The organism is Ralstonia sp. UBA689, from assembly GCF_002298975.1.
In the GTDB taxonomy this organism is placed as follows: Bacteria; Pseudomonadota; Gammaproteobacteria; order Burkholderiales; family Burkholderiaceae; genus Ralstonia.
In genome coordinates this window covers 190,352-212,603 of record NZ_DBMV01000033.1, presented here as the reverse complement: position 1 = coordinate 212,603, position 22,252 = coordinate 190,352, and the positions used below count along the sequence as shown (strand labels likewise).

Annotated in this window: 20 protein-coding genes and 1 pseudogene; 12 read left to right on the top strand and 9 right to left on the bottom strand. The window is 63.0% G+C overall.

Going from position 1 to position 22,252, the window contains the following annotated elements; genetic code table 11:
- Positions 1 to 96 precede the first annotated feature (96 nt).
- Together B4F51_RS15515 and B4F51_RS15510 are read right to left on the bottom strand one after the other, a co-directional pair.
- Positions 97 to 363 (bottom strand): annotated as a pseudogene (locus tag B4F51_RS15515) (helix-turn-helix domain-containing protein); the annotation flags it as partial.
- A 438-nt stretch (positions 364 to 801) separates the two neighbouring features.
- Positions 802 to 1,461, bottom strand: coding sequence for a hypothetical protein (locus B4F51_RS15510; RefSeq protein ID WP_296226907.1), 660 nt, complete (start codon positions 1,459 to 1,461; stop codon positions 802 to 804).
- 793 nt (positions 1,462 to 2,254) lie between these two features.
- On the opposite strand from B4F51_RS15510, the gene B4F51_RS15505 reads away from it, so the two are divergent.
- From B4F51_RS15505 to B4F51_RS15490, 4 genes are all read left to right on the top strand, one after another.
- The gene (locus B4F51_RS15505; protein ID WP_296226906.1) at positions 2,255 to 2,449 is read left to right on the top strand and encodes a hypothetical protein; all 195 of its coding nucleotides are present in this window, start codon (positions 2,255 to 2,257) and stop codon (positions 2,447 to 2,449) included.
- 152 nt (positions 2,450 to 2,601) lie between these two features.
- Complete coding sequence (locus B4F51_RS15500) at positions 2,602 to 3,186, top strand: hypothetical protein (protein ID WP_296226905.1); 585 nt, start codon at positions 2,602 to 2,604, stop codon at positions 3,184 to 3,186.
- Positions 3,187 to 3,259: 73 nt separating this feature from the next.
- Positions 3,260 to 3,754 (top strand): hypothetical protein, encoded by a 495-nt coding sequence (locus B4F51_RS15495; RefSeq protein ID WP_296226903.1) that lies wholly within the window; start codon positions 3,260 to 3,262, stop codon positions 3,752 to 3,754.
- Positions 3,755 to 3,913: 159 nt separating this feature from the next.
- The gene (locus B4F51_RS15490) at positions 3,914 to 4,936 is read left to right on the top strand and encodes a hypothetical protein (protein WP_296226901.1); all 1,023 of its coding nucleotides are present in this window, start codon (positions 3,914 to 3,916) and stop codon (positions 4,934 to 4,936) included.
- Positions 4,937 to 5,383: 447 nt separating this feature from the next.
- On the opposite strand, the gene B4F51_RS15485 is transcribed toward B4F51_RS15490, so the two are convergent.
- Entirely contained in the window at positions 5,384 to 6,409 is a 1,026-nt protein-coding gene (locus tag B4F51_RS15485) for a zinc-dependent alcohol dehydrogenase family protein (RefSeq protein WP_296226900.1), read from the bottom strand.
- 142 nt (positions 6,410 to 6,551) lie between these two features.
- Here B4F51_RS15485 and B4F51_RS15480 point away from each other — a divergent pair, with 142 nt between their 5' ends.
- From B4F51_RS15480 to B4F51_RS15465, 4 genes are all read left to right on the top strand, one after another.
- A complete protein-coding gene (locus B4F51_RS15480; protein WP_296226898.1) occupies positions 6,552 to 7,460 on the top strand; it encodes a LysR substrate-binding domain-containing protein in 909 nt (302 codons plus the stop codon).
- A 1-nt stretch (position 7,461) separates the two neighbouring features.
- Entirely contained in the window at positions 7,462 to 8,118 is a 657-nt protein-coding gene (locus B4F51_RS15475) for a hypothetical protein (RefSeq protein WP_296226896.1), read from the top strand.
- Between the two features lie 31 nt (positions 8,119 to 8,149).
- Positions 8,150 to 8,362 (top strand): NUDIX domain-containing protein, encoded by a 213-nt coding sequence (locus tag B4F51_RS15470; RefSeq protein ID WP_296226894.1) that lies wholly within the window; start codon positions 8,150 to 8,152, stop codon positions 8,360 to 8,362.
- A 186-nt stretch (positions 8,363 to 8,548) separates the two neighbouring features.
- The gene (locus B4F51_RS15465) at positions 8,549 to 8,872 is read left to right on the top strand and encodes a low molecular weight protein tyrosine phosphatase family protein (protein ID WP_296226893.1); all 324 of its coding nucleotides are present in this window, start codon (positions 8,549 to 8,551) and stop codon (positions 8,870 to 8,872) included.
- Between the two features lie 284 nt (positions 8,873 to 9,156).
- Here B4F51_RS15465 and B4F51_RS15455 read toward each other — a convergent pair whose 3' ends face one another.
- From B4F51_RS15455 to B4F51_RS15435, 5 genes are all read right to left on the bottom strand, one after another.
- The gene (locus tag B4F51_RS15455; protein ID WP_296226892.1) at positions 9,157 to 9,318 is read right to left on the bottom strand and encodes a hypothetical protein; all 162 of its coding nucleotides are present in this window, start codon (positions 9,316 to 9,318) and stop codon (positions 9,157 to 9,159) included.
- A gap of 434 nt (positions 9,319 to 9,752) precedes the next feature.
- Positions 9,753 to 9,965, bottom strand: a complete 213-nt coding sequence (gene rpsU / locus B4F51_RS15450; RefSeq protein WP_003262970.1) for a 30S ribosomal protein S21 — start codon at positions 9,963 to 9,965, stop codon at positions 9,753 to 9,755.
- Between the two features lie 183 nt (positions 9,966 to 10,148).
- Positions 10,149 to 11,687, bottom strand: a complete 1,539-nt coding sequence (locus B4F51_RS15445) for an efflux transporter outer membrane subunit (RefSeq protein WP_296226891.1) — start codon at positions 11,685 to 11,687, stop codon at positions 10,149 to 10,151.
- A gap of 2 nt (positions 11,688 to 11,689) precedes the next feature.
- On the bottom strand, positions 11,690 to 14,842 hold the full coding sequence (locus B4F51_RS15440; protein WP_296226890.1) for an efflux RND transporter permease subunit: 3,153 nt from the start codon (positions 14,840 to 14,842) through the stop codon (positions 11,690 to 11,692).
- 15 nt (positions 14,843 to 14,857) lie between these two features.
- Positions 14,858 to 16,129, bottom strand: coding sequence for an efflux RND transporter periplasmic adaptor subunit (locus B4F51_RS15435; RefSeq protein ID WP_296226888.1), 1,272 nt, complete (start codon positions 16,127 to 16,129; stop codon positions 14,858 to 14,860).
- 585 nt (positions 16,130 to 16,714) lie between these two features.
- On the opposite strand from B4F51_RS15435, the gene B4F51_RS15430 reads away from it, so the two are divergent.
- The 4 genes from B4F51_RS15430 (at position 16,715) to B4F51_RS15415 (ending at position 20,792) form a co-directional block, all read left to right on the top strand.
- Positions 16,715 to 17,374, top strand: coding sequence for a TetR family transcriptional regulator (locus B4F51_RS15430; protein WP_296226886.1), 660 nt, complete (start codon positions 16,715 to 16,717; stop codon positions 17,372 to 17,374).
- On the top strand, positions 17,371 to 18,264 hold the full coding sequence (locus tag B4F51_RS15425; RefSeq protein ID WP_296226884.1) for a patatin-like phospholipase family protein: 894 nt from the start codon (positions 17,371 to 17,373) through the stop codon (positions 18,262 to 18,264). Before B4F51_RS15430 ends, B4F51_RS15425 begins: the two co-directional genes overlap by 4 nt.
- Positions 18,265 to 18,369: 105 nt before the next feature.
- Complete coding sequence (locus tag B4F51_RS15420; RefSeq protein ID WP_296226883.1) at positions 18,370 to 19,800, top strand: dihydrolipoyl dehydrogenase family protein; 1,431 nt, start codon at positions 18,370 to 18,372, stop codon at positions 19,798 to 19,800.
- 101 nt (positions 19,801 to 19,901) lie between these two features.
- On the top strand, positions 19,902 to 20,792 hold the full coding sequence (locus tag B4F51_RS15415) for a DODA-type extradiol aromatic ring-opening family dioxygenase (protein ID WP_296226881.1): 891 nt from the start codon (positions 19,902 to 19,904) through the stop codon (positions 20,790 to 20,792).
- A gap of 138 nt (positions 20,793 to 20,930) precedes the next feature.
- Here the strand turns inward: B4F51_RS15415 and B4F51_RS15410 are convergent, their stop codons facing one another.
- Positions 20,931 to 21,959: a D-2-hydroxyacid dehydrogenase family protein gene (locus B4F51_RS15410; protein ID WP_296226879.1), complete on the bottom strand. Its 1,029-nt coding sequence runs from the start codon at positions 21,957 to 21,959 to the stop codon at positions 20,931 to 20,933.
- Positions 21,960 to 22,252 lie beyond the last annotated feature (293 nt).

Genomic DNA, 22,252 nt, shown 5'->3' with positions numbered 1-22,252 from the left:
ATTTTCTTCCGCGTACGCCTCGCAGCCTTCGATGAACGAAGTCGAGTTTCCCGAGCACTCACTCGGATCGGTGATGTCGTGTTCTTCTGCCCATTGATAGCCGGCCTCCTGCAACTCCCGAAGCAGCACCGTTGCCGGAATCCAGTGTGGCCGCGCGGCGGCGACACGTTCTAGCAGACAGCCCTTGAACGGGTCGAGCTTCGTTGGCCGAAGCTCACGTTGCTTGTAGCGGCCCGCCTGTGCGTCCCGCAGGTAGCGGCGCACGGTATTGCGCGACAGTCCCGTCTGCCTCGCTATCTCCCGCACCGCCGTCCCGCGCCTTGCCAATACCTTGATTTCCACTGCTTGCTCCTGAGTCAGCATCGGCGGCACAAAAGCCGCCATCCTCTCCCAGGTGGGTCAGGCTTACTTCGGCGAGGTGGGTCAGTATTACATCGGCGCTAACAAGGATCACGGGCGAACCCAAAATCCTGCAGTCTGGTACGTCGGGCTTGTCCGCGACAAAGTGCAACTCAATATCCCCGAGTGCATAGCTCTGCGGGTCCTCCGCAACATCATCGCGCGTCAGCTTGTTTATCCATACGCTCTTGACCGTCATTCCACCGGCCGTGAACCTGCTTCCTAAATCGCCACGGTAGGCCGGGATCGAGTGGAGTAGCTTACTCAACTCGATTGGATCGCTGACGGTCCGATCCTGCTGGGCGACGGCCGCCGTACAGACGGCGCCTTGCAGAAAGAACCAGAGAAAGGCTTTGACGTGGCTTCGAGCTTGCATAGGAACTCCGCCGGTGGCGCGCTTCGTCATTTGCCCTCCATGAGAGCACTGTTGGCTACGGGCAAAACCTTGGAGAACTGAACATTGCTCGCGATCTCGTCTGCGTGACTATTGAGCAGCTCACACGCGCCCTTCGTGGAGACACCATTGGTACGAGCAACGGTGCTCATGTCTTCCTCCACGAACCTCATGATCTCCAGATGCAGTGACGAGTAGAGCGTCTCTTCGGCCTTAGATATGGGGTATCTGTGCGATTCATATACGGCACGCGCCTTCAGATACGGAGCGGCGTTTGCACTTTGAAATGCCGCCAACCACCGGGACAAGTTCACCGAAAACTGCGAACAGTATTCCTCGCGCCCCTTTACGTTCATCAGATAGAAACCGAGAAAACTAGAGGCGGCAGACGCCGCCTTGTTTGCGCCGCTCAATCCGTTGATGCGTCTTGTTGACTCTTCTGCAGCGACAGTCTGCAGCGCCGTAACGGGATCTTCGTTCGGATGCTCTCGCACCGCTTTGTCCCTCAGTGCATCAAGTTTCGCCTTTGCTTGCTCTACACCACGAGCGATTTCCTGCTTTTGACGCACCCTCTCCCACCCTTCTGTTGCAAGGATGAATGCTGCGGCCAATAGGATCAGGATCGCGGCGCTTTTCCACGGGGACTGGTTGGACTCTTCGTATTGCATGTTGCGGTAAAGCGTTTGTGGTCATGCGGCTCACCCGCAAAAGGGCTCGCCGCTGTCACCAAATGTTGTGGTACTCGACAATGGAGGTCAGCCCCCATGCTTCCCATATCGGTCGCCGGATCGGCTGTTCCGATATGAGCCGCCCTTGTGCGAAGACCCACTGCCACCGGCATAGGAGCCGCCGTGGCTGTTGGTGTGCTTACTGCCTGAATAGGATGGTCGACTACCGCCCTTGCCTCTGGCTTCTGCAGGCAGCGCCGGAACAAGCAGCGAACCGGCAAGCAGCAGGGCGAAGATTTGCTTTTGGCTCGGCCTCACTGTCAGTCCCGGCTGATGAAATCGTCCGAGCCCAACCGGTGGGAACCGTACTTGACCTGATACGCATCTCCGAGACCTTGCGCATTTGAGCGCGCAGACTGTTCATCTGGATGGATGCCAGCTAGATGCCACGGAGCATTTCGAACAACAGCCCAACCGAAGACCCACCCTGGATTGGAGGGATCTGCTTGCAGCTTTGTCGTATCGAACATCGTTTGAACTTCCCCGAAGAAGCGCATGCGCGCGTGATCATATGTTGCGGGCGCAGACTATCAAAGGCTGGGCCTCGCAGTTGTTAGCATTTCTTCCATCTGATCTGAGTCAAACCCACGAAACGGCGCCACATCAACATCTCGTACTGGTGCCGAGTGCGCTGCCCCCCCGCTATCGTGGGGTGGCCCAGTTGCGTCAGTCTTCGCAGGCTATCGCAGGCACGAACAGATGCCGACACCGCAACGACTAAAGGGAGGGGTATATGGGTTCGTTCAGCGTTTGGCACTGGCTCATCGTGCTGCTGGTGATTGTGTTCGTCTATTTGTTCCCGGCTGGATTGATCGCGAGGAAGGCGGGCTACTCGTCCGTGTGGGCGCTGCTGATGCTCGTTCCTCTCGTCAACGTCATCACCATCTGGGTGTTCGCCCTGTCCGACTGGCCTGCGGCTCGCAAATGAGAGACGTTCCGTCCGATAGCGCCGTACAAGCTGCAGGGTCACCACGCGAGGTGCCGCCATCGAAGTGGCCCACCTCCCTTGATCCGTTCAAGCTCGTGGCGTTGTTCATGACGCTAACGGGCATCGTTGCGTGGGTCGCTGGAGAGGCCTACATGCTCGGGTACTGGGGAGCCGCCCACTACCCAAGGAACCTCTCCGCGATGTCGCTACAGAGCCTTGCATTGCTTGGTTTCTACGGCGCCTACAGATGCTGGATGTGGGGCATAGGAGCGGCAGTTCTGTGCGGAGCGTTGATCGTGCTGACGGCCATCCGCAGGAAGAACAGGGCGAAGCGCGAGCCCAACTGGCTCCGGAGGATGGCCAACAGCATACGGAACTGGTGGTCCGCAAACTTCGAGCTTGATCGCACTTCGGCAGTGCCAGGCGTGTTGCTGCTGGGTACGGCGTTCTGCTACTACGCCATATTGATCTCGCCTGCAGTGCTGTGGATTCTGGGCAGCCACTACCAAGGCCAGTCTCTGTTCGAGACGCAGGCCTGTCAGGTTCGCTCTGGAGCTGCACCAACCAGCATTACGCTGGCGGACGGGTCAACGCTGAAGGGCCACGTCATCGAGCGCAACGAGAAACTCATTGCGCTGCTGACGAAGGATGCGGTGGTGATGGTGACTGATGGCGAGAAAGGGGCTCGTGTGATTGAGAGCACGTCGCTAGCAGACATCAAATGCCCTGCCAATTGAGACGCTCCGGCTGATGACTCTTTAGCATAGGAAACGAGGGAACGGGTGATACAGCCATCATCATGGGGATGCAATGAAACTTGACCGGGACTATCAACGCCATCTTCTAGAGCAACTGGCTGAGAGCTACCCTCAGTCCCACGACGTTCGCGACTTGTTGCGAGGCCTTGAGGGTGAAGCGGAAGCCAAGTACCTAGCAAATATGATGTATCTGGACGAGCACGGGCTCATCGAGAGCAGCATCAGATTTGGCCTCGATGGTCACGCCTCTATGGGAATGCCACGCATTAATCATCGCGGCATGGATTTCTTGACGGACGACGGAGGCTTGACCGCGATTCTAGACGTCGTCACCGTCAAGCTGCACGCGGACACCATCCGCGAACTGATTACAGCCAAGATCAACAGCACACCGATCCCCGAAGAGCAAAAGTCGAAACTCAAGCAGCATCTTTCAACGCTGTCGGGAGAGGCAATGAAAGCACTGACGAAATCCCTAGTGGAGAGGGGATTGCAGAGTGTGCCGGACATAGTTCATTGGCTACAAACACTGCCGATGCACGGTTGACGACCACAAACTCGCAGTCGGGTCTCACAGCCGAGGGCTAGTGAATCGCATCAATTGACTATTTGGGGATAAGAGTTAATGCCGAGCGCGTTTGAAATTGCAAGTGGAATCACTCGATGGGCCCTCACTCGGAACATGCTGGAGCCAGTCCCGGGAAACATGGACAGCGAATACGCTGCAGGTATTCAAATCGATAGCTTCACAGAAGCCGCCGAGGACATACTGCGTAGGCGCGGCATTACATCCATTGTTTTTAGCGATCCCGACCACAGCGTCTTCGTCTATACGGGAAAGAGAGTCACGCAGAAAGAACAAGAACTCCTGCCGAACTTTATTGACGAGTGCGCAATTCACTACCCCCACGGCTCGGTCGACGATTTAGCGCCAGCCGAGATTCAGGCTCAAGGCTCGTCAGTTACGCTGCTACCCGGACCAAATGGCGTTCATTGGTATTGCTGCGGCTCCTTTATATCACCTGGCAACGAGGCATCTGCGGGTACTCTGGGGGCTTTGGTGGCAGATGATCAACAGCAGCTATACGGACTCTCAAACAACCATGTCACCGGAGGCTGCAATCACTCTGCCCCGGGGCTGCCAATCCTTGCTCCTGGAGTGAAAGACGTCGCCGCAGGTGTAATTGCACCGTTTACCATCGGGTATCACCATCGAGTGCTTCCTTACGCTTTAGGGACGAGCGGAAACGTTGACATCACACGCAACACTGACGCGGCAATTTTCAGGATTGCGAACCCCCAGCTTGTTTCTTCACTACAGGGCGGTACTTTCGATACACCGACGCGGGTAGCTGAGCCTGTGGAGGGGATGCGCGTGGCCAAGGTGGGACGGACGACGGGGTATACTGAGGGGCGGATCGTCGGCAGAGAGTTGCGACCGATCAAAGTAAAGGCTGCATCACCTTCAAACTTGTTCGAAGGTCGCATCTGGTTCCCGAATGCTTTCGCCGTACATGGCGACCAAAGAGAATTCTCCGAGTCCGGTGACTCTGGCGCACTAGTTGTCTCGTTGAATGACGATGGCACTAAATCTGCTGTCGGACTAGTATTCTGCGGAGGCCCTGATTCGAAGGCTCCTGGCGGTAAGCGCTCGCTGATTGTTCCTCTAGCGCCGATCCTGCAGCGCTTAGGCGTAAGCCTCGTAAGTGGACACAATGTTGGTACATGACCCGCACAAGCTAACCCAAGCAGCAGAGGAGATAGCAGCTCTATTGCCATCTCCCGCTAGCGATGAGGTGAGCATATCGACCCTCACCAGAAACGTGGGGGAACTGGTGCTATTGGTCATGATTCCGCCCGCGCTCGCCCATATCCGGCACCGGTTGCCGTCGTCCGTGCGAGGCGTGCAAGTGTTGTATGAGATTCAAGAGCCGTACACGCTTAACTAGTAGACCGCGCACCCGTAGCTTTGAACGAGCCCCTGTTTGGGGCTTTTGTTTTGCTCATTGAGCTTAGATGGATTAGATTTTTAGTACACAAGTTAGTACACAACAAAAGTCGATCCGCCTTGAAATGGCTAAACTGAGCCATCTACAGCACATCACTAGGTTTTGTATTGGTAGCGAACGGCCCGATAAGGCTTCAGGCTGTCAGCCAACGGAATGGAACCCGCCGTTCAAGCCCCAATCCGGATCACCACCTTGCCGAAGTGCCGCCCCGACTGCAGGTAGTCATACGCGGCCGGCGCGTCGTCAAAGCCAAACACGCGGTCAACCGCCGGTCGGAGTTGTTGCACGTCAACCAGCCGCACCACCTCATCGAGCACGGTGCGGCTGCCGACGATCACGCCATGCAGATGCTTGGCCACATCGAACAGGGTCTGCAGGCCGAAATCCACGCCCGCGAAACCACTCAGCAAACCCGTGATGGAGACGACGCCGCCCAACCGCGTGGCCGCGATCGAGCGCGCCATGGTGTCACGCCCGCCCACCTCCACCACCACGTCAGCTCCCGCCCCGCCGGTCAGGCGCAGCACCTCGTTCTGCCAGTCGGGCATGGTGCGGTAGTTGATGGTCTCGTCGGCGCCGAGCTGGCGCGCGCGTTCAAGTTTGTCGTCGCTTGACGAGGTGATGATGGTGCGCAGCCCGGCTGCCTGCGCAAGCTGCAGCGCCCAGATCGAGACGCCTCCGGTGCCCAGCAGCAGCGCCGTCGCGCCGGGCTTGACCACAGCATTCGCGAACAACGCGTTCCATGCAGTGATCCCCGCACACGACATCGTTGAGGCTTCCTCGAAACTCAGGTGCGCCGGGATAGCGGTCAACGTGGATTCATCCGCAACGAACTGCTCGGCCAGCACGCCGTCGAACGTCGCGCCCGCTGATTCGGCGATCTTCCAATGCGAGATCGCGCCATCGACCCAGCGCGGGAAATAGGTATTGATGACGCGGTCACCCGGCTTGAAACGCGTGACGCCGTGGCCGACCGCCACCACCTCGCCCGCCCCGTCGCTCAGCGGCACCAGCGGCGAGCCATCGATACCCGGATAGTCGCCGCGCGCGAACATCCAGTCGCGATAGTTCAGCGATGCCGCGCGCATGCGCACCAGCACCTCGGTGGGCCCAGGCTGCCGCGTACTCTCGTCGATCTGGATCTGCTTCATCCCCTCGATGCCGCGTCCCGGCGTGACTTGCCATGCCTTCATGTGGATTCCCCGTTCACACGCAAATGGAGCGCCCATCTTAGTGTTGCCAAGCAAGATGCATTGCCTCCATTTTGTAGACTCACTGTCGCCACTCAGGCACCATTTGGGCGACATTTGTACAACCGAAACGGAATGGCCTTCGATGGATGATCGGCTCAGCGGCGTTGCCGAATTTGTGAACGTGATCGAGTCGGGGAGCTTTGCGGCTGCAGCCGTGCGGCTTGGCGTGACGCGCTCGGCCGTCGCCAAGGTGATCGCCCGGCTCGAACGGCGCCTGAACACGCAACTGCTGCAGCGGACGACCCGCAGCCTGAACCTGACCGGCGAAGGCGCGCTCTACTACGAGCAATGCAAGCGCATCCTGACCGAACTCAGCGAGACCGAGGCCGCCTTGCACGCCAGCCAGCGTGAGCCGAGCGGGCGGCTGCGGGTGACGGTGCCCGTGCTGTTCGGCAGGCAGTGCATTGCCCCGGTGATGCGCAGACTGGTCGAACGCCATCCCCTGCTGGAGGTCGAGATGGCGTTCAACGACCGCATGGCGGACCTGGTCGAAGACCGCTTCGACATCGCCGTGCGCATAGGCGCCCTGCCGAACCATGCCACGCTGGTTGCACGCCGCTTGGGCTTCAACCGGATGGCGCTATGCGCCTCGCCCGCCTATCTCGAAAAGCATGGCCCCCCGGCCACCGTCAGCGATCTGGAGTCGCACGCCTGCATCGCCTACGCCCGCGGCGAGGATGACACGCCGTGGCGCCTCCTCGGGCCGGACCGCCAGCCCCAGTTGTATCGGCCCGCGTCGCGCCTGCGGATGGACGACCTGCTCTCGATCGCCGACGCGGCGGTGGCCGGAGCCGGCCTTGCGTGGCTGCCCTGCTGGCTGATCTCTCCCTACCTGCACGCCGGCCAACTCACGAGCGTGATGGACCACAATGGCGTGCTCGATGCCGAGATCAACGTGCTGCGGCTGAAGACCAACCACATGCCGCTCAAGATGCGCGTGGCCATTGACGCGCTCATCGACGAGGTGCCCCACCTGTTGACCCACACCTGAGATGCCGACCGATTCACCAACGGAGAGACTGGTGCGTAAGTACTGCAAACACGTCTTCAACAACGCTTTATTGGGATTGGCCGCGCTTGGCCTCTCAGGCGCTGCAGCCGCACAAACCGGCTACACGGCGATGCCCATACACAACGGCGTCAACGCGCTGAAACTGCGCGGCTACGATGCGATCGCCGTCCGGGCGTGGCGCGAAAACTTCAACGCGCACAGCTTCGATGTGGTGACCTTCTTCGTGCGCGACGGCACAGCGGGCCGTGCGCAGCCCTGGAGCCTCGTCCCGGTATTCCGCCGCAGTAACAACGGCGGCAGTGGCGAGCAAGAGCAGTTGCACGTCACGGCCAGCGGCGGCGCAGACTGTCTGCTTCACGACTTCCGGCTGTTGCTCGCGCAAGGCGGCAAACCCGCCGTGCTTATCCTCGCCAACCGCGAAACCGGCGCCAGCTATGCAGCCGAAGCCAACGTGCGCTTCGACTATTACGTGCTGACCGAAAACACCGATGGCACGCCCGGTTATCCAAAACTGTCCTTCCGTTGGCAGAAATCTCAGCCAGCGCGCACCCAATACTGCGACGTGAACCGCGCCTTCGATCAGGAACTGCACCTGGGCACATCCAGCGGCACCGCCAATGTCGCGGACGGGCCGTAACCCTCACCGTCACCCGCACCCCGTCAGCCCAATGTCTACCCACCCCGTCTCCGTCAAAGGTGTCCTGCGCGCGCCCGCCGGCGAGGTCGTATTGCTCCTCAACGAACGCGAGGAGTGGGAGTTGTCTGGTGGCCGCATCGAACCGGGGGAATCGTCCACCGAATGCCTCGCACGCGAGATTGCGGAAGAACTGAACGTGCAGGTTGGAAGTTGGGGCGCCGCCGTTCGATACGTATCTGTTTGAAGTCTTGCCGGGCAAGCACGTGTTCATCGCCACGTATGACTGTGCACGCTGGTCGGCGCGTTTGAGCCAACGCTCAGTCACGAACACAAGCGGCTGGGTTTGTTCGCGCCGGATGCACTGCCGGCGAATCTGCCCGATGGCGATCGGGCGTCGATTACGGCAGTGTACGGCGGAGCGCGATAGCGCATGCGCGTCCTATTCATCTGTAGCCGTAACCGGCTGCGCAGCCCGACGGCCGAGTCGGTGTTCGCGCAGTGGCCAGGAGTAGAAACAGATTCCGCCGGTATCGCACCTGACGCAGACGTGCCGCTCGACACCGGACAACTCGATTGGGCTGAATTGACCTTCGTGATGGAGCGCAGTCATCAGCGCCGCGTTTCACGGCGCTTCGGCGCGCATCTCAGGGGGAAGCGGGTAGTCTGCCTCGATATTCCCGACGATTACGCGTTCATGCAGCCGGAACTTGTCGCCCTGCTGGAGAAGCGGGCTGGCCCGTATTTGCGCCGTTAGCTCAGCGGATCTGCGGATCAATCCCCACCCCACCGCCAGCGGCTCGCCCTTCCACCAACGCACCAGCAAAAGCAATGCAGTCACGCCTAGCGTGTACAGCACGAAACGCGCCGGCCCGGCATCCGGGCACGGCACGACAATGCTCACAGCCATCAGCACGGCGTAGACAGCGAAGCCACCCAGCCTTGCCAGCGGGAAGGCAACCCCCATCCCCAACCGTAGCGCTTGGCTGGGAACCAATGGCCGTTGGAGTCGATTGGCATCGTCGTCTCGATATACACGGATCAAAGGACGAACGTGTCGTCGCCCGGGGGCTTGGGCAGGCGGGCTTCGGCCTCGGCATTGCGGCGCGCCGCACGCTCAACTCCAATGTACTCGATGAAAAACAGCGCAAGGATGACCAGCAGGGCGCCCGCGCCGAGCAGCCAATGGCTCATCACGTTCATGATCGGAAGACGCGTTTGCGTCTGCAGTCTGGGATACCTGCAGCGTACGACTGTGTCCGTCAAGAAATCGTAAAGAGATGGTGGCGCCGCGCAAAATTCGCATCTACGGCGATGCATGAGATGGGCGCGGAACAGGCGCGACAAATGCGGGACGACAAACGCCAACAGCCAGCCGGTCAAATACCGCTGGCGGAGGTCGTTTGCAACAGAGGGAGCGCACGTGAGCGCACCGAAGCGGCGGAAAACGGCGCTCAGGCCATCAACCGCATCTTGCAAGCTTCTGTATCGGGAGTTGGAGCGTTGGCCGGGTCCAGAAGGAGCTTCCGGGTGCGCACTAAGCGCGCTGTGGGCCAAGCCCGGCGGGCTGGAGGTCGAATGACTTCACGCCGCCAACGGCAGCACCCAGTTGGTGCTACCGGAACAATCGCGCGATCTTAGTAAAGCTTCTTCGGCAGCATTTGCGAGCGCAGGCGCTTACGCGTACGCGACACGGCGGCAGCCTTCTTGCGCTTGCGCTCGGTCGTCGGCTTTTCGTAGGCGGTGCGGGCGCGCAGTTCCTTGATCAGGCCGGTGCGCTCGATTTCACGGCGGAAGCGGCGCAGTGCGACTTCGACCGGCTCGTTTTCTTTCAGGCGGATGGTGGTCATCGGGTCCCTTGCTCAATATTCGGGTGGACGGCGAAACAGCGGATTATATACCGCCCAGAGGGCGTGCAGTGTAGTTGAATTGCTTTACCGGTGCAAGCACGGTCAAGGTGTGCCGAATCAACCACTTCTGCGCCGGTCACCGTCGCCTCGATGCGACGGTGACCGGCCCGCTGATTTAGCGAATCAGCGGGCTGGCGTCATATCCGGCGCGGCGGGCGCAATACCGGGCGCGGCCGTCGGCTGGGCCTGCTGGGCAGCCGCGACGGTGCTGCGCTCCTGCAGGCCGCCGCCCAACGCCGTATACAGATCGATGGCGTTGGTCAGGCGAGCCAAGCGCGTCTGCACCAGGGTCTGGTCGGCGCTGAACAGATCACGTTGCGCATCGAGCACGTCGAGGAAGCTCGACACGCCGTTGCGGTAGCGCTGGTCAGACAGCATCAGGCGCTCGGCCGTGGCATCGCGGAAGCGCTTCTGCGCGGCGACCTGCTCTTCCAGCGTACCGCGCGCCACTAGCGCGTCGGACACCTCCTGGAACGCGGTCTGGATCGTTTTCTCGTAGTTGGCGACGGCAATCTTCTGGTTGGCCTTGGTCAGGTCCAGATTGAAGACGTTGGTGCCCCAGTTGAAGATCGGCAGCGTGAGGTTTGGCACGAACGACCACAGCCCGGTTCCGGACTTGAACAGGTCGTGCAGCGCACCGCTCGCCGTACCGACGTTGGACGTCAGCCCGATGCTCGGGAAGAACGCCGCGCGCGCCACGCCAATGTTGGCGTTGGCCGCAATCAGCTTCTGCTCGGCCTGGCGGATGTCAGGACGCTGCTCCAGCAGTTCCGAAGGCAGCCCCGGCGGAATATCGGCAACGATCTTCTCCGACGACACGGTGGTCGGCGGTGGCAGGTCGGCCGGCAACGGCGCACCGACCAGCAGCACCAGGGCGTTGGTCGCCTGGGCGTACTGGCGCGTGAGCTGCGCAACGGCCACGCGGGCCGATTCCACCAGCGTCTCGGTCTGGCGCAGATCCAGCAACGACGACGCACCTACGTCAAAGCGCTGCTTGGCGAGCTTGTAGTAATCCTCGCGACCTTTCAGGGTCTGCTGGGCCAGGTCGAGTTGCTCGGCATAGGCACGCTCGTTCAAATACGCCTTGGCCACCTGCGAGATCAGGCTGATCTGCGCGGCACGCTGGCCTTCCTCGGTGGCGAGGTAGCTGGCGCGCGCGGAGCTCGTCACATCGCCCACGCTGAACAGGTTGACCTGGTAGTTGTTGATGCCGACGCCAAGCTGGTACTGCTTGGCGTGGATATCCTGCCCAGTTTGCGAGATTGACCGCGGTGTCAGGCTGCGCGTGTACGTGGCAGACGCGTTGACCGGCGGCAGCAGGTCGGCGATCTGCAGGCGGTATTGGGCGCGCGCCGCCTCGATGTTGAGCACGGCGATGCGCAAGTCGCGGTTGTTTTCCAGCGCCAGGCCGATCAGCTTCTGCAGACGCGCGTCGGGGAAGAACTCGCGCCAGCCGAGGTCGGTGGCACGCGGTGCGTTCTCACCCGGCTTGGCGCTATCGGCCGGCACGACATAGCCGGCCGGCGCTTGCGGATAGGCACCGGACACCGGAGCATCCGGGCGCTGGTAAGTCGGCGCCAGCGAGCAGCCGGACAACACGCCGGCAGCCAGCAGGAGCGCCGGCAACAGCGCGGGGGTTCGGAAAGTCATGGTTTTCTGCATATTCAGATTTCCTCGTCCAGCGGACGGTGCGCGGCATCCAGGCGGCGTTGACGCTCGCTGCCCTTGAAGATGCGGCGGACCACCACGAAGAACACGGGCACCAGCATCACAGCCAGCACCGTCGCGGTGATCATCCCGCCCATCACGCCGGTACCGATGGCGCGCTGGCTGGCGGAGCTGGCACCAGTGGCAATCGCCAACGGCAGCACGCCCAGGATGAAGGCGAACGACGTCATGATGATCGGGCGGAACCGCAGGTGCACCGCTTCCAATGTCGCTTCGATCAGGCCCTTGCCTTGCGCCTGCAGGTCCTTCGCGAATTCGATGATCAGAATCGCGTTCTTGGCGGACAGACCCACCACCGCAATCAGGCCGACCTTGAAGTACACGTCGTCAGGCATGGCGCGCAGCGTCACGCCCAGCAGCGCACCGAGCACGCCCAGCGGCACCACCAGAATCACCGCCGCCGGGATCGACCAGCTCTCGTACAGCGCGGCCAGCACCAGGAACACCGCCAGCAGCGACAGCGCATACAGCGCCGGCGCCTGCGAGCCCGAGGCCTTTTCCTGCAGCGACTGCCCCGTCCACTCGTAGCCGATACCGGCCGGCAGCTTGGCAGCCAAGCGCTCCATCTCGGCCATGGCATCACCCGAACTGGCACCCGGCGCGGCCGCCCCCGAAAGGCGAACAGCCGGATAACCGTTGTAGCGCACGAGCTGCACCGGGCCGACGATCCAATGGCCCTTGGCGAACGTCGACATCGGCACCATGTTGCCCTGCGCGTTGCGCACGTACAGTTTCATGATGTCTTCGGGCTGCATGCGGTTGATCTTGTCCGCTTGCACGATCACACGCTGCTGACGACCGTAGTTCGGGAAGTCGTTCGCATAGGCCGAACCCAGCGCCGTCGACAGCACAGCGTTGATGTCGGTGAACGAGACACCCAGCGCATTGGCCTTCTCACGGTCGATATCCACCTGGTACTGCGGCGAATCTTCCAGGCCTTCAGGGCGCATGCCGGTGATGACCTTGCTTTTCGCCGCCATCTCCATCAGCTGGTTGCGAGCTGCGATCAGCGCGTCGTGGCCCAGGCCTGCACGGTCCTGCAGACGGAAGGTGAAGCCCGTTGCGTTACCCAGTTCCGGGATCGGCGGCGGGTTCAGCGGGAACACGATCGCGTCGCGAATACCACCGAACAACGCACCGAAGGCACGGCCGGCCACAGCATCAGCGGTTTGATCCTTGCCCTTTCGCTCGCTCCAATCCTTGAGTGGGGTGAACACGATACCGGCGTTCGGGCCGTTGCCCGAGAAGCTGAAGCCCTGCACGGCCACGATGTTCTCGACGGCCTTTTCATGCTTGTAGTAGTTCTCGACCTGCTTGATCACTTCCAGCGTGCGGTTGGCCGATGCACCCGGCGGCAACTGGATGTTGGTCACGATGTAGCCCTGGTCTTCGGTCGGCAGGAACGAAGACGGCAGGCGCAGGAACAGGAGCACCACCGCAGCGATCAGCGCAGCGTAGATGACCATGTAGCGGAAGGTCTTCTTGAGCATGCGCTCCACGAAGCTTTGGTAGCGGTTCGTGGTGGTGCTGAACATGCGGTTGAACCAGCCGAAGAAGCCCTTCTTCTCGTGGTGCGAACCTTTCTCGATCGGCTTGAGCAGCGTTGAGCACAGCGCCGGCGTGAGCGTCAGCGCCATGAGTGCCGAGAAGAAGATCGACGACACCATCGACAGCGAGAACTGGCGATAGATCGCGCCCACCGAACCCGAGAAGAACGCCATCGGGATGAACACGGCCATCAGCACCAGCGTAATACCGATGATGGCGCCCGTGATCTGGCCCATGGCCTTGCGGGTCGCTTCGCGCGGGGGCAGGCCTTCTTCGGCCATGATCCGCTCGACGTTTTCCACCACCACGATGGCATCGTCAACGAGGATACCGATCGCCAGCACGAGGCCGAACATCGTCAGCACGTTGATCGAGAAGCCCATCGCGTTCATGGTGGCGAACGCCCCGAGCAGCGAGATCGGCACCACGATCGACGGCACCAGCGTGTAGCGGATGTTCTGCAGGAACAGCAGCATCACCAGGAACACCAGCGCCATGGCCTCGAACAGCGTCTTGACCACTTCCTCGATCGAGATCTGGACAAACTTGGAGGTGTCGTACGGCACCTTGTATTCCACGCCCGCCGGGAAGTACTTCGACAGCTCTTCCAGCTTGGCCTTCACGGCCTTGGCGGTGCCCAGCGCGTTACCGGTGGGCGAGAGCTGCACACCAATGGCCGAGATCGGCTGACCGTTGATCCGCGCAGACGTCGAGTAGGTCTGGCCACCCAGTTCCAGGCGCGCAACGTCCTTCACGCGGACCAGCGAACCATCCGGCTTGGCCACCAGCACGATATTGCCGAACTGCTCGGTGGTCGTGAGCTGGCCTTCCACCACGACCGTCGCCGCGAGCGGCTGGTCGGAGACAGACGGCAGATCGCCGATCGTACCGGCCGAGACGAGCGCGTTCTGTGCGCGGATGGCGTTGTAGACATCCGTGGGCGTCAGCTTGTAGCCGACCAGCTTGGCCGGATCGATCCAGACGCGCATGGCGCGCTCCGTACCGAACAGAATCGCCTGACCCACGCCCGGCACGCGCTTGATTTCATTCAGCACGTTGCGCGAGATGTAGTCACCCAGCGCCACCGGGTCCATCTTGCCGTCAGTGGATGCCAGCGTGGCGAACAGCAGGAAGTTCGAGCGGGCCTTGTCGACCTGCACCCCCTGCTGCGTCACCGCAGACGGCAACCGCGCTTCCACGCGCTTCAGGCGGTTCTGCACGTCCACCTGCGCCAGCGCCGGATCGGTACCGGCCTTGAACGTCACGGTGATTTGCGCCTGGCCGTTACCGCCCTGGCTGACCGACTCCATATAGAGCAGGCCGTCCGCACCGTTCATTTCCTGCTCGATGATGCTGGTAACGGATTCGTCCAGCGTCTTCGCATTTGCGCCCGGGTACGTGGCCGTGATGATGACAGACGGCGGTGCGATGGTCGGGTACTGCGAGATCGGCAGCTGGGTGATCGAAATTGCCCCAGCAAGGATGATGAACAGCGCGAGCACCCAGGCAAAGACCGGGCGATCGATGAAAAACTTTGCCATGCGATGGCTCCTTGTTTACTGCTTGGCTGCCGGTGCGCTGGCAGCGGGAGTGCTTGCAGCAGGGGCGCTGGCCGCCGGTGCAGATGCTGCGCCGCTACCCTGGCCGCCCTGACTTTGCGGGGCCTTGCCCTGGCCTGCCGACATCGGCTGCCACGGTACGGCCTTGACCGGTGCACCCGGACGAACCTTCTGCAGGCCGTCGACGATCACCTTGTCGCCCGCCTTCAAACCGCTGGAGACGATCCAGTCCGTGCCGATTGAGCGGTCGGCCTGAACCTGGCGCACGGCAGCCATGCCCTTCTCATCGACCACCATGACGGAGGCGCCGTCCGGGCTGCGCGTCACCGCTTGTTGCGGCACCGTGATGGCTTGTTCGTCCACGGCCTGCTCCAGGCGCGCACGCACGTACATGCCCGGCAGCAGCGTGCGGTCGGCGTTCGGAACAATCGCGCGCAGCGTGATGGTGCCCGTGGCCGGGTCCACCGTCAGGTCCGAGAAATACAGCTTGCCCGGCTGGGCGTAGGCGCGGCCGTCTTCGGTGACGAGCGTGACCTTGGCCGCATCACCACCGGCCTTGGCCAGCTTGCCGTCCTTGAGCGCTTGCTGCAGACGCATCACTTCGGTGCTCGACTGCGTGAAGGTCAGGTAGATCGGGTCGATCTGCTGCACGGTCGTCAGCAGCGTCGCCTCGCCCTGGCCAACCAGCGCACCTTCGGTGACCTGCGCCAGACCGGCACGGCCGGAGATGGGCGAAGTCACGCTGGCGTAGCCGACGTTCAGCTTGGCGGTTTCCACGGCGGCGCGGGCGGCGGCCACATCCGCGGTGGCTTGCTTGGCGGCGGCGGTGGCGTCGTCGTAGTCCTGCTTGCTGATGGCGTTGGTGGCCACCAGCGGCTTGTACCGCTCGGCCTTGAGCTGCGCCTGCGTCTGCGTGGCTTCGGAGCGCGCCAGTTGTGCCTTTGCGCTGTCGAGCGAAGCCTGGTACTGCGCCGGGTCGATCTGGAACAGTTGCTGGCCGGCCTTCACGTCGCTGCCTTCCGCGTAGTTGCGCTTGAGCACGATGCCCGCGACCCGCGCACGCACCTGGGCCACGCGCGTGGCTTCCAGGCGGCCTGGCAACTCGCTGGTCAGGCCAACGGTGTGCGGCTGCACGGTCACAATGCCGACTTCGGTCGGAGGCATGCCGGCGCCGCCCGGCCCTTGTGCCTGCTTGTTGCCGCAGGCTGCAAGCGCCACTACCGTGAATGCGGCGGCAGCGAGTTGGTGATAACGGCGGGTGTTCGTCATAGATGACCCCATGTGGCGATAAGCGGAATGCCGGGTGCCGCGCGACGCAAACGAGTGCGGCGCCAGCAAACCGTCAGCGAAACCAAAAAACACAAAAACGAAAACGTTCGATGCTAGCCGTATCCGGCGGCGTGCGATACCGCCAATGCGACGAAGTCGCAACAAACCGGACCAGAATGCTGAGAGGCGGGAGCGATCGGCGTTCGATCTCCGTCAATCGCAACCTACAGCATGGCGTCGACACCAGAAGACAGTCGTACAGCCAACCTCGAAACTGGGAAGTGGCGGGTACGACCATGGGCAACTTACGGAGTGCGCGCTATTATAGATACGTTCGCGTATGTATGTAAGTAACGCCTGCTCGCAATACGGCTTCCGTTGACACTTTTTCGGAATTCGTTGCAATGCCGGCAGCACGTGAAAGTGAGGAGATGCCGCGTTGCGGCAAGCATTGTCGGCGGGCAAGGACGCTGCCACGTTGCATAGGACGCAATAGCTCGTTGCCTTATTTTGTGCAACGCACAAAAGCCAATCGAAAGAACGCCGGTGGCCAGAGCCGGTCATCCGGCGTTCCCCTGGAAGATCATGGTCAGACGAACCAAGGAAGAAGCACTCGAAACACGCAACCGCATCCTGGATGCGGCGGAAGACGTGTTCTACGCGCGCGGCGTGGCGCGCACATCGTTATCGGATATCGCGCAGGCCGCAGGCGTGACGCGTGGCGCCATCTATTGGCATTTCCGCAACAAGGCCGATGTGTTCGCCGCCATGTGCGAGCGCGTGAAGCTGCCGATGGAAACCCTGTGCTCGCCGCTGGGCGTCGAGTCCGACGACCCGCTCGGCGAACTGCGCACGGTGGCCAACTTCCTGCTGCGCCAGCTCGTGGAAGACGCGCACTGGCGCCGCGTCTTCGAGATCATGTTCAACAAGTGCGAGTTCGTGGAGGACACAAGCCCGATCCTCAAGCGCCAGCAGGAGTCATTTGAAGAGGGGCTGGCCAAACTGACCCAGATCATCGGCCAGGCGGCGCGACGTGGACAGTTGCCTCCCGACCTCGATGTGCCGCTGGCGGTGGCGCATTTCCACGCATCGTTCGGCGGCATCATGGGCGACTACCTCTTCTACCCCGATGCATCCAGCCTGTCGGCCAAGCGGGAGCGCTTTGTCGAAGCGTGCATCGATACGCTCAAATATTCGCCCGCGCTGCGCCTGGCCCAGCCGGTCAGCGTGGAGGCCACCGTATGAGCACGCCCGCGTTCGATCAGATGGTGTTTGCCGGCGGCGGCAACCGCTGCTGGTGGCAGGCCGGCTGGTGGGATGTCGTGCAGCCCGAACTGGGCCTGGCGCCGCGTGTGATCGCGGGCATCTCGGCCGGCGCGTCGACGGCCTGCATGCTGCACGCCTGGAATGCCGCCGAGCTGATGGATTACTACGGCGAAGCCCTGCGCCACAACAAGCGCAATGCCCATTGGGGCAACTTGCTGCGCGGCGAGCGCGTGTTCCCGCATTACGGCATGTACCGCACGGCGCTGCTGACCGTCTTCGGCGAGGGCCGCCTCGCGCGGCTGGCGCAGGCGCCCGAGATCCGCATCGGTGTGGCGCATATCCCGCGCTGGATGGGCGCGCGCACAGCCGTGGCAGCCGGGCTCATCGCCTACAACATCGAAAAGCATGTCCGCAAGACGCTGCACCCGACGCTGGGCCGGCGCCTGGGCTTCACGCCCGAGTTCGTGCGCGCGCAGGATTGCGCCACGCCTGAAGAACTGGCCGACCTGCTGCTGCAATCGGCGTCGACCCCGCCATTTACGCCCGTGCTGCGGCGCTCGGGGCGACCGGTGCTCGACGGCGGCATGGTCGACAACGTGCCGGTGCACGCGCTGGACCAAACCCCGGGTGACGTGCTGGTGCTGGTCACGCGCCTGTATCCGCGTCCGACCTACTTCCGCGTGGACGTGCCGGTGCCTGGTGGCATGCAGCGCCGCTTCTATGTGCAACCCTCGCGCAAGGTGCCGATCTCGAGCTGGGACTACACCCGCCCCGACGCCATGCGCGACGCCTACGCGCTCGGCCGTCATGACGGCGAAACCTTCCTGCGCGAACTTCCACGCGGGTTCGCCGTGCCGGTGGCCGCGTAGCCGCCGTTGAGAGATGTGCGGCGCTCGCGCCGCTTGCTGCACACGGCGCGCCCGCCGGCGCGCCGCCATGGCCGTCCGGCCGACGCTTCTTCGACGGACGCCGGCATGCCCCCTAATAACCCCATCTTCCCTGCAAGCTCGTTTGACCTGATCGTGATCGGTGCCGGCTCGGCCGGGCTGGCCGCCGCCCTGCGCGCGAGCCAACTGGGCGCGCGCACGCTGCTGATCGACTGCGCACAGGTGGGTGGTACCTGCGTCAACCGGGGTTGCGCGCCAAAGACACTGCTCGGCTACGGCGCGGCCTGGTCGCAGACCCTTGCGCGCTGCCTGCGCGCCACGCATGCCACCGGCACCTGGGCCGACGCCCTCGCCCGCACGCGGGCCGAGGTGGCACGACTGGGCGAGGTGCATCACGCGCATCTGGCCGATGCCGGCGTGCAATGGCTGACCGGCATGGCCTCATTGCGAGGGCGCGGCATCGTCCGGCTGCAGACTGACAGCGGCAAGACCACGCTGCGTGGCCGCCAGATCGTGCTGGCCACCGGTGCGCTTCCCGTGCCGCTGCCGGTACCCGGCGCGGAACTCGCCTGTGCCTCCGATGACGTGTTTGTCTGGAGCACGCTGCCTGCCTCGCTCATCATCGTGGGCAGCGGGGTGGTGGCGGTGGAGATGACCTCCATGCTCGCGCGCTTCGGCGTGCGGGTGACGCTGCTGACGCGCGATGCGCACGTGCTGCCCGAGTTCGATGCCGCGGTGTCAGAGGCCACCGCAAACGCCCTAGCCGCCTGCGGGGTCGAGTTGGTGCTGAATGCCCACGTGGCACGCTTGGAGCGCGATGCCATCAACCGTGACGGCATCGCGGTCTATGCAAGTCAAAGTGCCAGCGACGTCCCGCGCGTGCTGCGCGCCCAGCGCGTAGTCACGGCCGTCAGCCGCGCACCGAACACGACGGGGCTCGGCCTGGAGGCGGCAGGCGTGACGCTCGACGGGCATGGTCGCATTGCCGTGGACCGCCACTTCCGCACCCGCGCGCGCGGCGTGCATGCCGTGGGCGACGTCAGCAGCGCGCTGCAGCTCACGCCCGTGGCCGCCGCGCACGGCCGCTACGTAGCCGAGCACCTGTTTGGCAAGGGCGCCAAGCTGCCGGACATGGATACCGTGCCGATCGCCGTGTTCTGCGATCCGGCCGTCGCCGCCGTCGGCCTGACCGAGAGCGAAGCGCGCGCGCGCTGGCCCGAATTGGGCAAACGCGGGGCGGACAGCGACAAGCGCGCCGCCGCCGACCGCATCGACGTGGTGATCCGCCGCTTCGTCTCGCTGGAGCGGCGCTTTGCCGGCACCGGCATGGAATCGCTGATCAAGCTGGTGTGCAACGCGCGCAGCGGCCGCGTGCTCGGCGCGCACATCGTCGATAACGCAGCGCCGGAGATTATCCAGGCGCTAGCGGTGGCGGTGCGCATGGGCGTGCGGCTCAAGCATCTGCGCACAACGGTGGGCCTGCACCCGACTGCGGCGGAGGCATTGCTGAGCGTCTGAGCGCACTTGTTCAAGTTTTCTGACCCCGGCCTGCAAATCCATGCACGCTGCAGGCACGTGGACCGCGCAGAATGGTTGGTACATTCTTCAGGAAATTTGACATGCTTCCCGTGCTCTATCTTTCCCATGGGTCGCCGATGCTGGCGGCCGATCCGGGCCCCGTCGGCAAAGCCCTGGCCGCGCTCGGGCAAGAGATGGCCGCCCTCACGCCGCGCGCCATCGTGGTTATCTCGCCGCATTGGATGACGCGCCGCCCGGCCGTCACCGCCCGCGCGCAGCAGGAGGCCTGGCACGACTTCGGCGGCTTCCCGCCGCAACTCTATGCGCTGGAATATTCCCCGCCGGGCGCGCCGGAGTTGGCCGAGCGCATTCGCGCGCTGATCGACGGCAACATCGTGCCCGGCTTGGAGGAACAGGCCTCGACGGTGCTCGACCCGCGCCAGCCACTGGACCACGGTGCGTGGGTGCCGCTAATGCTGATGCTGCCCGAGGCGACGATTCCCGTGGTGCAGGTGTCGCTGATGCCGGGCCTATCGCCCGCGTGCCAGATGGCGATGGGGCGCACGCTCGCGCCGCTGCGCGACGAGGGTGTGCTGATCATCGGATCGGGCAGCTTCACGCACAACCTGCGCGCGCTGATGCGCGGCCCGGGCATGGCCCAGCACGGCGTGCCGGTCGAGCCGTGGGTGAATGCCTTCCGCGAATGGATGCTGGAAGCGATGACCGAAGGCCTCCGCACCGGCGACTTCGCCACCTTCTGCGACTACCGCGCACAAGCCCCGCATGCCGCCCATGCGCACCCGACCGACGAGCACCTGATGCCGCTCTACGTCGCCCTGGGTGCCGCGATGGGCCAGCCCACCCAAGCCACGCCTGGTGGCGTGCAGGCCCAGCACGTGATCGACACCGTCACCTACGGCTCGCTGGCGATGGACAGCTTCCGCTTTGACGGCGCGGGCGCTAACCAACCGCAGATGCACGCGGCAGCCTGAACTCAAGACTTGCGTTAGAACCCGCTCATGATCCGTAGCGAGTGACCCGAGGTTGGCCTGAGAAACGCAGCCATACATGGGTACGGCGAGTATCACAGGGCCAAGATCAGGAGGCGCACCCGGATCGTGAGCGGATTCTCAGGCGCGGATCAGCGCCGGCGCCAGCGCGGTCGGATTGACCACGCTGTCGACATTGCCCTGCAGCACATCGAGGATGTTCTGGAACGCGATACCGAAGTACATCTCGTAGCTTTCGCGTTCGACATAGCCGATGTGCGGCGTGCAGATGCAGTTCTCCATGCGCAGCAGCGTGTGGCCTTGCAGGATGGGCTCGGTCTCGAACACGTCGATGGCGGCCATCCCGGGACGGCCGCGATTGAGTGAAGTGACCAGGCCGTTTTCTTCCACCAGCTCGGCGCGGCTGGTGTTGACGAAGAGGGCGGTCGGCTTCATGCGCGTGAGGTCGGCGACGGTCACGATGCCGCGCGTCTCCTCGTTCAGGCGCAGATGGACGGACAGCACATCGGACTGCTCGAACAACGCGTCCTTCGATTCCGCCACCGCAAAACCATCGGCACGGGCGCGCTCCTGCGAACCCTCTCGGCCCCACACCAGCACGTTCATGCCGAAGGCGCGGCCATAGCCAGCCACAAGCTGGCCAATCTTGCCGTAACCGAAGATGCCCAGCGTCTGGCCCTTGAGCACGCGGCCGATACCGAAGTTGGGCGGCATCGTCGTGGATTTCAGCCCCGACTGCTGCCACGCGCCATGCTTGAGGCTGGCAACGTATTGCGGAATACGGCGCTGCGCGGCCATCACCAGCGCCCAGGTCAGCTCGGCCGGCGCCACTGGCGAGCCCTTGCCTTCCAGCACGACCACGCCCTTGTCGGTGCAGGCGTCCAGGTCGATATGGCTGCCCGAGTCGCGCGATACGCGACCCGTCTGGCTGATGATCTTGAGCTTGGGCAGGCGGTCGAGCAACTGACGCGTCACGCGCGTGCGCTCCCGGATCAGCACGATGGCTTCGACATCCGCCACGCGTGCGGCCAACTGGCCCACACCCTTGACGGTGTTGTTGAACACTTTGACTTCGTGGTCTTGCAGCAGGCTGAAGCAATCCAGCTTGCGAACGGCGTCTTGGTAGTCGTCCAGTACGGCAATCTTCATCGACATCTCACTTCGGACAATGGTGCGCAGCAAAAAACAGCGATCCCTCGCGGTGGTATTCTTCCCATCCCTCGTCGCCCCGACTATCCGTGGCGACGTTTGGAATTGCCCGCCGCGGGCATGCAATTTGCGCAGCCACGCTGGTGACGAGTCCTTGTTCTAGGGTCTGTTGACCTCGGTCCCGCCACTTTAGCGCACGCGGCCCCCGCCGCCCGGAAAAACCTACGATCCGGCAACAACCGGCTTTGTAACTGAATGTGAAATCAGTACAGCCTCTGTCCCTCCGCCTACGT